Origin of the sequence: Photobacterium sp. J15 (assembly GCF_963870815.1) — a bacterium.
GTDB lineage: Bacteria > Pseudomonadota > Gammaproteobacteria > Enterobacterales > Vibrionaceae > Photobacterium > Photobacterium marinum.
In genome coordinates this window covers 803,989-816,712 of record NZ_CAWMUI010000001.1, presented here as the reverse complement: position 1 = coordinate 816,712, position 12,724 = coordinate 803,989, and the positions used below count along the sequence as shown (strand labels likewise).

General features: G+C 49.1%; 8 protein-coding genes and 25 tRNA genes. 31 read left to right on the top strand and 2 right to left on the bottom strand.

The window, feature by feature from the left end; genetic code table 11:
- Positions 1 to 41: 41 nt before the first annotated feature.
- A complete protein-coding gene (gene hemA, locus AACQ93_RS04140; protein ID WP_007470734.1) occupies positions 42 to 1,304 on the bottom strand; it encodes a glutamyl-tRNA reductase in 1,263 nt (420 codons plus the stop codon).
- A gap of 306 nt (positions 1,305 to 1,610) precedes the next feature.
- Between hemA and lolB the strand changes: the two genes are divergently transcribed.
- The 30 genes from lolB (at position 1,611) to AACQ93_RS03990 (ending at position 9,505) form a co-directional block, all read left to right on the top strand.
- Positions 1,611 to 2,246 (top strand): lipoprotein insertase outer membrane protein LolB, encoded by a 636-nt coding sequence (gene lolB, locus AACQ93_RS04135; RefSeq protein WP_084418941.1) that lies wholly within the window; start codon positions 1,611 to 1,613, stop codon positions 2,244 to 2,246.
- A gap of 3 nt (positions 2,247 to 2,249) precedes the next feature.
- Positions 2,250 to 3,125, top strand: a complete 876-nt coding sequence (ispE, locus tag AACQ93_RS04130; RefSeq protein ID WP_064602380.1) for a 4-(cytidine 5'-diphospho)-2-C-methyl-D-erythritol kinase — start codon at positions 2,250 to 2,252, stop codon at positions 3,123 to 3,125.
- 32 nt (positions 3,126 to 3,157) lie between these two features.
- A complete protein-coding gene (locus AACQ93_RS04125) occupies positions 3,158 to 4,105 on the top strand; it encodes a ribose-phosphate pyrophosphokinase (RefSeq protein WP_007470738.1) in 948 nt (315 codons plus the stop codon).
- A 149-nt stretch (positions 4,106 to 4,254) separates the two neighbouring features.
- Positions 4,255 to 4,845: an aminoacyl-tRNA hydrolase gene (gene pth, locus AACQ93_RS04120; RefSeq protein ID WP_007470739.1), complete on the top strand. Its 591-nt coding sequence runs from the start codon at positions 4,255 to 4,257 to the stop codon at positions 4,843 to 4,845.
- Between the two features lie 100 nt (positions 4,846 to 4,945).
- Positions 4,946 to 6,037, top strand: a complete 1,092-nt coding sequence (ychF, locus tag AACQ93_RS04115) for a redox-regulated ATPase YchF (protein ID WP_007470740.1) — start codon at positions 4,946 to 4,948, stop codon at positions 6,035 to 6,037.
- Between the two features lie 306 nt (positions 6,038 to 6,343).
- Positions 6,344 to 6,420 (top strand) — tRNA-Met (locus tag AACQ93_RS04110).
- Positions 6,421 to 6,452: 32 nt separating this feature from the next.
- Positions 6,453 to 6,537: transfer RNA gene (locus AACQ93_RS04105), tRNA-Leu, on the top strand.
- 46 nt (positions 6,538 to 6,583) lie between these two features.
- A tRNA-Gln gene (locus AACQ93_RS04100) sits at positions 6,584 to 6,658 on the top strand.
- Positions 6,659 to 6,705: 47 nt separating this feature from the next.
- Positions 6,706 to 6,782, top strand: a tRNA-Met gene (locus tag AACQ93_RS04095).
- A gap of 32 nt (positions 6,783 to 6,814) precedes the next feature.
- A tRNA-Leu gene (locus tag AACQ93_RS04090) sits at positions 6,815 to 6,899 on the top strand.
- Positions 6,900 to 6,945: 46 nt separating this feature from the next.
- A tRNA-Gln gene (locus AACQ93_RS04085) sits at positions 6,946 to 7,020 on the top strand.
- A gap of 51 nt (positions 7,021 to 7,071) precedes the next feature.
- A tRNA-Met gene (locus AACQ93_RS04080) sits at positions 7,072 to 7,148 on the top strand.
- A gap of 31 nt (positions 7,149 to 7,179) precedes the next feature.
- A tRNA-Leu gene (locus AACQ93_RS04075) sits at positions 7,180 to 7,264 on the top strand.
- Between the two features lie 45 nt (positions 7,265 to 7,309).
- Positions 7,310 to 7,384 (top strand) — tRNA-Gln (locus AACQ93_RS04070).
- A gap of 33 nt (positions 7,385 to 7,417) precedes the next feature.
- Positions 7,418 to 7,502: transfer RNA gene (locus tag AACQ93_RS04065), tRNA-Leu, on the top strand.
- A gap of 78 nt (positions 7,503 to 7,580) precedes the next feature.
- Positions 7,581 to 7,665, top strand: a tRNA-Leu gene (locus AACQ93_RS04060).
- A gap of 45 nt (positions 7,666 to 7,710) precedes the next feature.
- Positions 7,711 to 7,785, top strand: a tRNA-Gln gene (locus AACQ93_RS04055).
- A gap of 33 nt (positions 7,786 to 7,818) precedes the next feature.
- Positions 7,819 to 7,903 (top strand) — tRNA-Leu (locus AACQ93_RS04050).
- A gap of 78 nt (positions 7,904 to 7,981) precedes the next feature.
- A tRNA-Leu gene (locus AACQ93_RS04045) sits at positions 7,982 to 8,066 on the top strand.
- Between the two features lie 53 nt (positions 8,067 to 8,119).
- A tRNA-Gln gene (locus AACQ93_RS04040) sits at positions 8,120 to 8,194 on the top strand.
- A gap of 51 nt (positions 8,195 to 8,245) precedes the next feature.
- Positions 8,246 to 8,322, top strand: a tRNA-Met gene (locus AACQ93_RS04035).
- 29 nt (positions 8,323 to 8,351) lie between these two features.
- Positions 8,352 to 8,438: transfer RNA gene (locus AACQ93_RS04030), tRNA-Leu, on the top strand.
- Positions 8,439 to 8,478: 40 nt separating this feature from the next.
- Positions 8,479 to 8,563 (top strand) — tRNA-Leu (locus AACQ93_RS04025).
- A 78-nt stretch (positions 8,564 to 8,641) separates the two neighbouring features.
- Positions 8,642 to 8,726: transfer RNA gene (locus AACQ93_RS04020), tRNA-Leu, on the top strand.
- 53 nt (positions 8,727 to 8,779) lie between these two features.
- A tRNA-Gln gene (locus tag AACQ93_RS04015) sits at positions 8,780 to 8,854 on the top strand.
- A gap of 51 nt (positions 8,855 to 8,905) precedes the next feature.
- Positions 8,906 to 8,982, top strand: a tRNA-Met gene (locus AACQ93_RS04010).
- Between the two features lie 29 nt (positions 8,983 to 9,011).
- Positions 9,012 to 9,098, top strand: a tRNA-Leu gene (locus AACQ93_RS04005).
- Positions 9,099 to 9,176: 78 nt separating this feature from the next.
- Positions 9,177 to 9,261 (top strand) — tRNA-Leu (locus AACQ93_RS04000).
- Positions 9,262 to 9,312: 51 nt separating this feature from the next.
- Positions 9,313 to 9,387 (top strand) — tRNA-Gln (locus tag AACQ93_RS03995).
- A 33-nt stretch (positions 9,388 to 9,420) separates the two neighbouring features.
- Positions 9,421 to 9,505: transfer RNA gene (locus AACQ93_RS03990), tRNA-Leu, on the top strand.
- A 193-nt stretch (positions 9,506 to 9,698) separates the two neighbouring features.
- Here AACQ93_RS03990 and AACQ93_RS03985 read toward each other — a convergent pair.
- A complete protein-coding gene (locus AACQ93_RS03985; protein ID WP_064602377.1) occupies positions 9,699 to 10,859 on the bottom strand; it encodes a 2-octaprenyl-3-methyl-6-methoxy-1,4-benzoquinol hydroxylase in 1,161 nt (386 codons plus the stop codon).
- Positions 10,860 to 11,248: 389 nt separating this feature from the next.
- Here AACQ93_RS03985 and miaB point away from each other — a divergent pair, with 389 nt between their 5' ends.
- On the top strand, positions 11,249 to 12,673 hold the full coding sequence (gene miaB, locus AACQ93_RS03980; RefSeq protein ID WP_007468425.1) for a tRNA (N6-isopentenyl adenosine(37)-C2)-methylthiotransferase MiaB: 1,425 nt from the start codon (positions 11,249 to 11,251) through the stop codon (positions 12,671 to 12,673).
- Positions 12,674 to 12,724: the final 51 nt, after the last annotated feature.

The following is a 12,724-nucleotide window of genomic DNA, read 5'->3' as shown; positions in this document are numbered from 1 at the left end:
AATTGTGTTCCGGTAATGGCAGCGCAAGAGCGCGCCTGATATTAATTTTTTTGCGACTCCAGACCCAGACTTTCACGAATCAACGCCAGTTTTTCCGGCTCACCATGATGGGCGGCCTGCTGCATTGCCCGGGTCGGGGCATGGATGAGTTTATTGGTCAGCTTGTTACTTAACTCTGTCAAAACTTTCTCTGGCTCACCACCGTTTGCCAGCGCCTGAAGGCCACGGTTAAGCAACTCTTGTTTAATTTCCTCGGCATAACAGCGGTACTGGCGAATGCTGTCAACCGCTTCAAGCGAGCGAAGCCAGCTCATAAAAGCGGCGCTCTCTTCGCTGACTATGGCTTCAGCCTGAATCGCAGCAACTTTGCGCTGCTCACGGTTCTTCTCAACGATACTGTGCAAATCATCGACAGTATACAGGTATGCGTCGTTAAGCTCACCGACTTCCTGTTCAATATCGCGCGGAACGGCAATATCAACCAGCAGCATTGGCTGATGGCGGCGAGCTTTGAGGGCTTTCTCAACCATCCCTTTACCGACAATCGGCAGCGGACTGGCTGTTGAACTGATCACGATATCAGCTCGTTGAAGATGGTCAGGGATATCCGGCAAACCAATCACTTCCGCACCAAATTCCAGCGCCAGGTTAGCCGCGCGTTCTTTGGTTCGGTTTGCCACAATCAGCTTATTACACCCCTGCTCGACCAAGTGACGGGCAACCAATTCGATGGTTTCACCAGCACCGACCAACAGGACGGTCGCATCAGACAGGGATTCAAAAATTTGCTTGGCCAGCGTACAGGCGGCAAAGGCTACCGATACAGCATTACCGCCGATATCAGTTTCCGTACGCACTCGCTTAGCCACGGTAAATGATTTGTGGAACAGTTTTTCCAACATGCCGTGAACCGCATCGTGGTCACGGGAGTCAGAGTAGGACTGCTTGACCTGGCCCAAAATCTGAGGCTCACCAAGCACCAGAGAATCAAGACCACAAGCAACACGCATCAGGTGTCGCACCGCCGCTTGTTCTTCGTGAAAATACAAGCTTGGCATCAACTCTTCAGCACTAAGCTCGTGAAATTGGCTCAACCAGTCAATGAGGATCCCCGGCCCGGTCTGTGTCACATCACAGTAAAGCTCTGTTCGGTTGCAGGTAGAGACGATAACGCCGCTGTTTACTTCCGGGTGGGCTTCTAACTGCTGCAATGCCTTTTTCAGCTTTTCCGGTGGAAATGCAACACGTTCGCGCAATTCGACCGAAGCTGTTTTATGATTTATTCCTAATGCAAGCAATGTCATGGAGACGGTGTACCAACTTCGCCGGTGAAAAAGATCCAGGGCGCGATTTTACTTGATGCCCCACCGTAATTAAAGAAACTAACGCAATCAATCTGGCATTACTGACTTATCAAACAGGTTTGAACACCATAAATTCCCCACAAAAACAGCGCCCACGAAACAATGTTCCGCCTGATTACACGCAGTACCAGTGATGTCCCGATATCAATTCTTCACTGCAACAACATGAGCAATTCATTGTTGTAGTTGGTATTATGGCTCAAATCTCGCTATTGTTTGCCTAAACCCACAAGATAACCATAAATTATGCCATCGTTCTCATTTTCAGATCGGTTTTCACGTCCGGTCCGGCAACTGCTGGGGGGCGCTTTTCTTCTCTCTGCCCTGGCTGGCTGTGCAACCCAACCAGTCAATGTACCGACGGTTGACTGGGAGATTCATCAGGCATCACTGGAACAACTGAATCAATATCAAGCCAAAGGTAAACTGGGTTACCGGGGAAAACAGCGTTTCGGTGCTAATCTGGTATGGCGTTCATCACCACAGGCAGACCACTTACTACTGACCAACTTCCTTGGGAAAACCCTGCTTAAACTTGATGCAACTCCGGTTCGCGTCACTCTTGTTTCGCACGACGGTGCAATACACCGCGGTACTGATGCTTCAAGCCTTATTCGCCAACTGACTGACATTAACCTGCCGGTCGAACAAATGCGTGACTGGCTGATTGGCCTGCCGACTGCCGCAGATACCTATCAGCTCAACAGCGAAAACCGGGTCGCCTACCTGGCCAAACAGATTGATGATCAACTGTGGCAGCTTGATTACAACGAATACGACACGTCTGTGACGCCGGCCCTACCCACCCGCATGCTACTGTCACAAGGCCAGGTTAAAATTACCCTCGTCATCAATGACTGGCTAATACCGGAACAACAATAAAGCATGAGCAACACTATGATCACCCGCACAACCCGCTGGCCGGCACCGGCCAAACTTAACCTGTTCCTTTACATTACTGGTCGCCGCCCAGACGGATACCACGAATTACAGACTCTGTTTCAGTTCCTTGAGCACAGTGACACCCTGACCATCACCGCCAATGATTCTGGTGTAATCAACCTGTCTCCTGCTATCGAAGGAGTTAAAACAGAGGATAACCTGATCTACCGCGCAGCCGATACCCTACGCCGCGCAGCCGGAAGCACAGCCGGTGCGGACATTCATCTGGATAAAATTCTGCCGATGGGCGGTGGTCTGGGTGGCGGTTCATCCGATGCAGCAACAGCACTGGTTGCCCTCAACTACCTTTGGCAAACCAACCTGAGTGTTGATGAACTGGCAGAAATCGGCCTAAAACTCGGTGCCGATGTGCCGGTTTTCGTTCGCGGATTCAGCGCATTTGCCGAAGGTGTCGGGGAAGAACTGCAGCCGGCAGAGCCTGAAGAAAAGTGGTATTTAGTGGCAAAACCGGACGTCAGCATTGCAACTGTTGATATTTTCACCCATCCGGAACTCACCCGTGACACGGAAAAAAGGTCGCTGGAAGCACTATTGGCGGGGGTTTACGAAAACGATTGCGAAAAAATCGTTAGAAGACTGCACCCTAAGGTTGATAAGGCGCTTTCGTGGCTGTTAGAATACGCGCCGTCAAGATTGACCGGCACTGGCGCTTGTGTTTTTGCTGAATTTAGCACTCATCAAGAGGCCATTGCAACACTGAAAAATTTACCTGGCTGGCTCCAAGGATTCGTCGCTAAAGGTGTCAACACATCTCCTCTTTTGACAGCCTTGCACGCAAATTCTAAGGATAGTCAGTAACTACAACTTGGACGCAACCTGAGGTTTCCACCGTGCCTGATATGAAGCTGTTTGCTGGTAACGCCACACCAGAACTAGCCCAACGCATCGCTGACCGTCTCTACATCTCACTAGGAGACGCTACAGTTAACCGCTTTTCCGATGGTGAAGTATGTGTTCAGATTAATGAGAACGTTCGTGGTAGCGACGTATTCATCATTCAATCAACTTGTGCGCCAACCAATGACAACCTAATGGAATTGGTTGTAATGATCGATGCACTTCGCCGTGCTTCTGCAGGACGTATTACCGCTGTAATCCCTTACTTCGGCTATGCCCGCCAAGACCGCCGTGTCCGTTCAGCCCGTGTACCAATTACGGCAAAAGTTGTTGCCGATTTCCTTTCTAACGTTGGTGTTGACCGCGTTCTTACTGTTGACCTTCACGCAGAGCAAATCCAGGGCTTCTTCGATGTTCCTGTAGATAACGTATTCGGTAGCCCTGTTCTGCTGGAAGATATCCTAGAGAAAAGCCTGGAAGATCCAGTTGTTGTTTCCCCTGATATCGGCGGTGTGGTTCGTGCACGCGCTATCGCGAAACTACTGGATGACACAGATATCGCTATCATCGACAAACGTCGTCCACGTGCGAACGTTTCTCAGGTAATGCACCTGATCGGTGACGTTGAAGGCCGCGACTGCATCATCGTTGACGATATGATCGACACCGGTGGTACACTGTGTAAAGCAGCTGAAGCACTGAAAGAACGTGGCGCTAAGCGTGTATTCGCTTACGCAACTCACCCGGTATTCTCAGGTAACGCACCAAAAAACATCAAAGAATCTGTGATCGACGAAGTGATCGTGACTGACTCTATCACCCTGTCTAAAGAGATGGTTGACACCGGTAAGGTATCTGTCCTGACTCTGTCTGGCATGCTGGCTGAAGCTATTCGCCGCATCAGCAACGAAGAGTCAATCTCTGCGATGTTCGAGCACTAATCTGCTCATGCTGTCGACCTGAACTGACAGCAGCAAAACATCCTGACGCCCCGCAATCTGCGGGGCGTTTTGCGTCCAGTGATATCAATCTGGCGCGGTTTGGTATAACATATCGCGCGTTTTAAGCCCCTAAGACTTGAGAGACCAGCGTGAGTAACAATATTCGTCTATTAGTTGGCCTGGCTAACCCTGGCGCCGAATATGCTAAAACCCGCCACAATGCGGGAGCATGGGTAGTAGAAGAACTTGCCCGAGTGCATAACATCAGCCTACGGGAAGAATCAAAATACTTTGGCCTGACCGGCCGGATCCAGGCTAACGGCCACGATCTTCGCTTGTTGATCCCGACCACATTTATGAACCTGTCAGGTAAATCTGTGGCGGCTCTGGCTAAGTTCTTCCAGATCAAGCCAGAAGAGATCTTAGTTGCACATGATGAATTGGATTTACCACCGGGCGTGGCCAAGTTCAAGAAAGGCGGCGGCCACGGTGGACACAACGGCCTGCGCGACATCATCAGCAAGATGGGCAATAACAAAGATTTCTACCGCCTTCGTGTTGGCATCGGCCATCCGGGCGACAAAAACAAAGTGTCCGGCTTTGTACTGGGCAAAGCGCCGGCCAAAGAGCAGGACAATATCGATGCTGCGGTTGATGAAGCCGTTCGCTGCATGGATATCCTGCTAAAAGATGGCCTTAACAAAGCGCAAAACCGACTACATTCATTCAAAGCTGAATAATGTACTCACTCTAATATAATATTGCTCTGCCCATGCGGTACTAAATTATCGTTATTGGCATAGTTGTTTCACAGAATCATCACCAAAAGGGTTTCAAACCATGGGTTTTAAATGCGGAATCGTCGGTCTGCCTAACGTAGGTAAGTCCACACTATTCAACGCCTTGACAAAAGCGGGTATCGAAGCTGCGAACTTCCCGTTCTGTACTATTGAACCAAACACCGGCGTTGTACCAGTGCCAGATCTGCGTTTGGATGCACTGGCGGAAATCGTCAATCCTGAACGCGTACTGCCTACCACAATGGAATTCGTTGATATTGCAGGCCTGGTTGCCGGCGCATCGAAAGGTGAAGGTCTGGGTAACAAATTCCTGGCAAACATCCGTGAAACAGATGCAATCGGCCACGTAGTTCGCTGTTTCGAAAACGACAACATCGTTCACGTTGCTGGTAAAATCAGCCCGCTGGATGACATCGAGGTGATTAACCTTGAACTTGCACTAGCTGACCTTGATACCTGTGAACGTGCAATCCAGCGCCAAGCAAAACGTGCAAAAGGCGGCGACAAAGACGCTAAATTCGAAATCGCGGTACTGGAAAAAATGCTTCCGACACTGACAGAAGGTGGTATGGCACGTTCTGTTGAGCTGACAAAAGAAGAATTTGCAGCTATCAGCTACCTGAACTTCCTGACGCTGAAACCAACCATGTACATCGCGAACGTTAACGAAGACGGCTTCGAAGACAACGAGTACCTGGACATGGTTCGCGAGCACGCTGCGAAAGAAAACGCAGTCGTTGTTCCTGTTTGTGCGGCAATCGAATCTGAAATCGCGGAGCTTGACGATGCAGACCGTGAAGAATTCCTTGCGGACATGGGCATTGAAGAACCAGGCCTGAACCGTGTGATCCGTTCTGGCTATGAACTGCTTAACCTGCAGACCTACTTCACAGCCGGTGTTAAAGAAGTACGTGCATGGACTATCCCTGTAGGTGCAACTGCGCCACAGTCTGCCGGTAAGATCCACACCGACTTCGAAAAAGGCTTCATCCGTGCAGAAGTTATCGGTTACGACCACTTCATCGAATTCAAAGGTGAAAGCGGTGCGAAAGATGCCGGTAAATGGCGTCTTGAAGGTAAAGACTACATCGTTAAGGACGGCGATGTAATTCACTTCCGCTTCAACGTTTAATTCTGCAACTGCCCAACAAGGCAAATAACAGACAAAAGTAAGTAAGCCAGCCATGTTGCTGGCTTATTTTTTATCTCTCTGACAATTAAGTGAAAAGAGTGCAACCCCTTCAAACCCAGTGAATTAGGCCTAAAAATAAGAATGTCAGTTTGGCATTCGCCCATTTCGCCCAAATATCAAGCGAACAAACGTGTTTTCTGAAGATATTAAAAAAAACTGTTGACGCTATTAGCTGGGATGAGCATAATGCGCCCCGTTCCCGAGACAACGGTCACTAAGAAAGACCGGGGTTGGGAAAGACAAAATGGCTACGTAGCTCAGTTGGTTAGAGCACATCACTCATAATGATGGGGTCACAGGTTCGAATCCCGTCGTAGCCACCATCCTCCCTTTTTATTGGGATGATGTAAAATATGCGGAAGTGGCGGAATTGGTAGACGCACCAGATTTAGGTTCTGGCGCCGCAAGGTGTGAGAGTTCAAGTCTCTCCTTCCGCACCATTATCTCTTCTTCGTTAAGAGATGACTCTTAGAAAGAGTACCCTGTAGGGCTATCGCCAAGCGGTAAGGCAACGGGTTTTGATCCCGTCATCCCCTGGTTCGAATCCAGGTAGCCCTGCCACCTTTTCAAGGTGTTGATTGTCATTTATAGTCGGCATTCTTAAAAATGGCTACGTAGCTCAGTTGGTTAGAGCACATCACTCATAATGATGGGGTCACAGGTTCGAATCCCGTCGTAGCCACCATCCTCCCCTTTTGTCGGGATGATGTAAAATATGCGGAAGTGGCGGAATTGGTAGACGCACCAGATTTAGGTTCTGGCGCCGCAAGGTGTGAGAGTTCAAGTCTCTCCTTCCGCACCATTATCTCTTCTTCGTTAAGAGATGACTCTTAAAAAGAGTACCCTGTAGGGCTATCGCCAAGCGGTAAGGCAACGGGTTTTGATCCCGTCATCCCCTGGTTCGAATCCAGGTAGCCCTGCCACCTTTTCAAGGTGTTGATTATCGTGTATAGTCAGCAACCTTAAAACAAAATGGCTACGTAGCTCAGTTGGTTAGAGCACATCACTCATAATGATGGGGTCACAGGTTCGAATCCCGTCGTAGCCACCATCCTCCCTTTTGCCGGGATGATGTAAAACATGCGGAAGTGGCGGAATTGGTAGACGCACCAGATTTAGGTTCTGGCGCCGCAAGGTGTGAGAGTTCAAGTCTCTCCTTCCGCACCATTCTCTCTTATTATTAAGAGACTACTCTGATAAAGAGTACCCTGTAGGGCTATCGCCAAGCGGTAAGGCAACGGGTTTTGATCCCGTCATCCCCTGGTTCGAATCCAGGTAGCCCTGCCACCATTTAGCTTAACGTCTATGACGGTAAGCGTTGCGGAAGTGGCGGAATTGGTAGACGCACCAGATTTAGGTTCTGGCGCCGCAAGGTGTGAGAGTTCAAGTCTCTCCTTCCGCACCATTATTCTTTAGTTAGAATCACCAATTTTCTAACTAGAAAATACAATCAGAGAAACTGCTGGCAACAGCAAACCAAAATGCGGAAGTGGCGGAATTGGTAGACGCACCAGATTTAGGTTCTGGCGCCGCAAGGTGTGAGAGTTCAAGTCTCTCCTTCCGCACCATTCTCTCTTATTATTAAGAGACTACTCTGATAAAGAGTACCCTGTAGGGCTATCGCCAAGCGGTAAGGCAACGGGTTTTGATCCCGTCATCCCCTGGTTCGAATCCAGGTAGCCCTGCCACTATTTAGCTTAACGTCTATGACGGTAAGCATTGCGGAAGTGGCGGAATTGGTAGACGCACCAGATTTAGGTTCTGGCGCCGCGAGGTGTGAGAGTTCAAGTCTCTCCTTCCGCACCATTATTCTTTAGTTAGAATCACCAATTTTCTAACTAGAAAATACAATCAGAGAAACTGCTGGCAACAGCAAACCAAAATGCGGAAGTGGCGGAATTGGTAGACGCACCAGATTTAGGTTCTGGCGCCGCAAGGTGTGAGAGTTCAAGTCTCTCCTTCCGCACCATTATCTCTGATTACTTCTCTGCTAAAGAGAACGCTCCGAAAAGAGCATCCTGTAGGGCTATCGCCAAGCGGTAAGGCAACGGGTTTTGATCCCGTCATCCCCTGGTTCGAATCCAGGTAGCCCTGCCACCTTTTCAAGGTGTTGATTATCGTGTATAGTCAGCAACCTTAAAACAAAATGGCTACGTAGCTCAGTTGGTTAGAGCACATCACTCATAATGATGGGGTCACAGGTTCGAATCCCGTCGTAGCCACCATCTTTCCTTTCGAAAGATGATACCACTGTGCGGTGGTGGCGGAATTGGTAGACGCGCTAGCTTCAGGTGCTAGTGTCCGCAAGGACGTGAGGGTTCAAGTCCCTCCCTCCGCACCAAAATTCAAGTCTTATGCCTTTGGCATGAGCAACAAAATATGCGGAAGTGGCGGAATTGGTAGACGCACCAGATTTAGGTTCTGGCGCCGCAAGGTGTGAGAGTTCAAGTCTCTCCTTCCGCACCATATTTTGAAAGTTTGAATCACCAATTTTCAAACTTGAAAATACAATCAGAGAAATTGCTGGCAACAGCAAACCAAAATGCGGAAGTGGCGGAATTGGTAGACGCACCAGATTTAGGTTCTGGCGCCGCAAGGTGTGAGAGTTCAAGTCTCTCCTTCCGCACCATTATCTCTGATTACTTCTCTGCTAAAGAGAACGCTCCGAAAAGAGCATCCTGTAGGGCTATCGCCAAGCGGTAAGGCAACGGGTTTTGATCCCGTCATCCCCTGGTTCGAATCCAGGTAGCCCTGCCACCTTTTCAAGGTGTTGATTATCGTGTATAGTCAGCAACCTTAAAACAAAATGGCTACGTAGCTCAGTTGGTTAGAGCACATCACTCATAATGATGGGGTCACAGGTTCGAATCCCGTCGTAGCCACCATCTTTCCTTTCGAAAGATGATACCACTGTGCGGTGGTGGCGGAATTGGTAGACGCGCTAGCTTCAGGTGCTAGTGTCCGCAAGGACGTGAGGGTTCAAGTCCCTCCCTCCGCACCAAAATTTGAAAGTTTGAATCACCAATTTTCAAACTTGAAAATACAATCAGAGAAGTTGCTGATAACAGCAAACCAAAATGCGGAAGTGGCGGAATTGGTAGACGCACCAGATTTAGGTTCTGGCGCCGCAAGGTGTGAGAGTTCAAGTCTCTCCTTCCGCACCATTCTCTCTGATGACTTCTCTTTTAAAGAGAACGCTCGAAAGAGCACCCTGTAGGGCTATCGCCAAGCGGTAAGGCAACGGGTTTTGATCCCGTCATCCCCTGGTTCGAATCCAGGTAGCCCTGCCACTATTTAGCTTAACGTCTATGACGGTAAGCATTGCGGAAGTGGCGGAATTGGTAGACGCACCAGATTTAGGTTCTGGCGCCGCAAGGTGTGAGAGTTCAAGTCTCTCCTTCCGCACCATTATTTAGAAACCCACCTTTTGGTGGGTTTTCTTTTGTCTACAGTAAATGGTAGATTACAGTTTTTACAACCTACCAAATGATCGTATCTCTCTGGTTGTGAAGCCGAATGTTTTGATAACACTCGGCTTTTTCTTTACCTATACCCAACACTTTAATTTCTTATACCTATCTCAGGATAAGCAAAACAGGTATCACATCCCCATCGCGTATTTCAAAACCTGCTTTTTCAACGGTCCTGCGTGTTCGGCTAACTTAAGCCCGGCATTACGCATCAGTTTTATAGGCAGCAGTGAATTACTAAACGTGGTATAGAAAACATCCATTCCAGTTTGCATCAACAGGTTATCAGGGCGACGACGACGTTCATAAGCTTTGAGTACCGAAGGCACCGCCCACTCTTTGCCGGCCTTCTCAATTTCATGCAGTAACACATCAACATCCTTGAAGCCTAAATTAACGCCCTGCCCTGCAAGCGGGTTGATCGTATGGGCAGCATCGCCCAGCAACACCACGCCCGGTTTAGAGTAATCCTGCGCATGACGACGAGTCAGCGGGAAGCTACCGTGGTTAAGTACCTTGAACTCACCCAGCTCTTCCGGGAAATGTGCTTTGATCTGCTCATGCAGCTGCGCAGGTGTCATTCCACTTAACTGGTGGATTCGCAGCGGGCTGTCATACCATACCAGCGAAGCCTGATGGCCAGGCAACGGCAAAAAAGAACGGGGACCATTAGGCGTAAACATCTGCCAGGTTATATCCTGTTGCGGCAATGCAGTTTCAACATTGATCAACATGCAATGCTGACGATAATCCCAAGCTGTAATACCGATTCCCGCCTGTTGGCGAACCTGCGAATTAGCCCCGTCAGCACCAACCAATAATCGTGTCTGGAGCAAGCGGCCATCACTGAGTACAACCCGATATCCGCCTTCTACTGCTTCAGCCTGCTCCATCCGAGCCGGGCAAAGCAAAGTCAGTGTCGGGTAATCACTGAACTGCTGCCATAAACCTAACTGAATTATTCGGTTTTCGACAATGAACCCCAGCCGATCCAGATTCATTTCATCCGCACTAAAGCGTGTCCGGCATTCAGGATGCTCCCAGGTTTCCAGGCGCTTAAAAGGGCAAAGGCGCATTTTCAGGATGTTGTCCCAGGCTCCCAACCTTGTCAGGAGGGCAACCGAATTAGGAGAAATCGCAGACACCCGCAAGTCCATCGGCTGTTCCGGGTGATAAGGCTGAGGCTCCTTTCCTTCTATCACGGCAACGCTCAGTCCCTGCTGTGCCAGTCCTAATGCAGTCGCAGCACCGACCATACCGCCGCCTGCAACCACTACATCATATTGTTCCATATCTGCTCTCATCTCAGTGCTATACAGAATCCGGCAACCGTTGTTTCGAACCGGACAAACTAAACAGAATCATTCTCAACATGTTACCTGATTCCCTTTCACCGGACAGCGATAATTAGCTGACAATAAAAGATAATACACCTCACTCCGAGACAACGGTGCTAACTCCCGTCCGCTTTGGAAGCCAAATGCCAACTAGACTATAGACAGAAATCAGCTTGCCGGGCTAAATCCACATTTTATTCGGGGTGGTGATGATCTGGTCAGGCAGAGCTTAAAGCAGTACAATACGCCGCTTGCTACAGCTAACTGCTGCTCTTTCGCCGCTGTTAGCCGAATGATGCAATGTTGAATGCAATGAATAAAACACTACGAGCGAAGAGTTAGACATGGCTAAGAAACTGCTTATTAAAACCTGGGGTTGCCAGATGAACGAATACGATTCATCAAAAATGGCCGATCTTCTAAATGCAGCCAATGGCTTCGAGTTAACGGAAGAACCAGAAGAAGCAGACGTTCTGCTACTAAACACCTGTTCAATCCGTGAAAAGGCTCAGGAAAAAGTTTTCCACCAGCTTGGCCGCTGGAAAACACTGAAAGATAAAAAACCAAGCCTGGTGATCGGTGTTGGTGGTTGTGTAGCAACTCAGGAAGGTGACTCCATTCGCCAGCGTGCTCCTTATGTTGACGTAATCTTTGGCCCGCAAACCCTGCACCGCCTGCCAGAGATGATCAAACAGTCTCAATCTGACGATGCACCTGTAATGGATATCTCTTTCCCGGAAATCGAGAAGTTCGACCGTCTGCCAGAACCACGTGCAGAAGGCCCGACCGCATTCGTATCCATCATGGAAGGCTGTTCTAAGTACTGTACTTACTGCGTAGTACCATACACCCGTGGTGAGGAAGTAAGCCGCCCGCTTGACGACGTACTATTCGAAGTTGCCCAGCTTGCAGATCAGGGTGTACGTGAAGTTAACCTGCTGGGACAGAACGTTAACGCATACCGTGGTGCAACTCACGATGACAATATCGCAAGCTTTGCTGAGCTGCTGCGCCTGGTTGCTGCTATCGACGGTATCGACCGTATCCGTTACACCACCAGCCACCCAATCGAGTTTACTGACGACATTATCGAAGTGTACGAAGATACCCCTGAGGTAGTCAGCTTCCTACATCTGCCAGTACAGAGCGGTTCTGACCGTATCCTGACGATGATGAAACGTCCTCACACTGCAATTGAGTACAAATCAAAAATCCGTAAGCTGCGCAAAGCACGTCCTGACATCACAATCAGTTCAGACTTCATCGTTGGTTTCCCGGGTGAGACTGATCAGGACTTCCAGGACACCATGAAGCTAATCCGTGATATTGACTTCGATATCAGCTTCAGCTTTATCTATTCTCCTCGTCCAGGCACACCTGCGGCAGACTATCCTTGTGATCTGTCTGAAGAAGTGAAGAAGCAGCGCTTGTATGAACTGCAGCAACAGATCAATACTCAGGCAATGCGTTACTCTCGCCAGATGCTGGGTACTGAGCAGCGTATCCTGGTTGAAGGTCCTTCGAAGAAAAACATCATGGAACTTCGCGGCCGTACTGAAAACAACCGCGTGGTTAACTTTGAAGGCTCAGCAGAGCTGATTGGCCAGTTCGTTGACGTGAAAATCACCGACGTATTCACTAACTCACTACGTGGTGAGCTGGTACGTACCGAAGCAGAAATGGATCTGCGTGTGGCGATGTCACCATCCGAGGTAATGGAAAAAACACGTAAAGAAGATGAATTGGGTGTAGGCGTATATACTCCATAGTAAGAATGAGACGCCAGTCTGAACACAAGTAGGACGCGCCCTGAACACATG

What these genes read in the sequence shown, in the direction of transcription:
- AACQ93_RS03985 (WP_064602377.1), bottom strand. Translation starts at nt 10,859, where the DNA reads ATGGAACAATATGATGTAGTGGTTGCAGGCGGCGGTATGGTCGGTGCT.
- hemA (WP_007470734.1), bottom strand. Translation starts at nt 1,304, where the DNA reads ATGACATTGCTTGCATTAGGAATAAATCATAAAACAGCTTCGGTCGAA.
- ychF (WP_007470740.1), top strand. Translation starts at nt 4,946, where the DNA reads ATGGGTTTTAAATGCGGAATCGTCGGTCTGCCTAACGTAGGTAAGTCC.
- lolB (WP_084418941.1), top strand. Translation starts at nt 1,611, where the DNA reads ATGCCATCGTTCTCATTTTCAGATCGGTTTTCACGTCCGGTCCGGCAA.
- miaB (WP_007468425.1), top strand. Translation starts at nt 11,249, where the DNA reads ATGGCTAAGAAACTGCTTATTAAAACCTGGGGTTGCCAGATGAACGAA.
- ispE (WP_064602380.1), top strand. Translation starts at nt 2,250, where the DNA reads ATGAGCAACACTATGATCACCCGCACAACCCGCTGGCCGGCACCGGCC.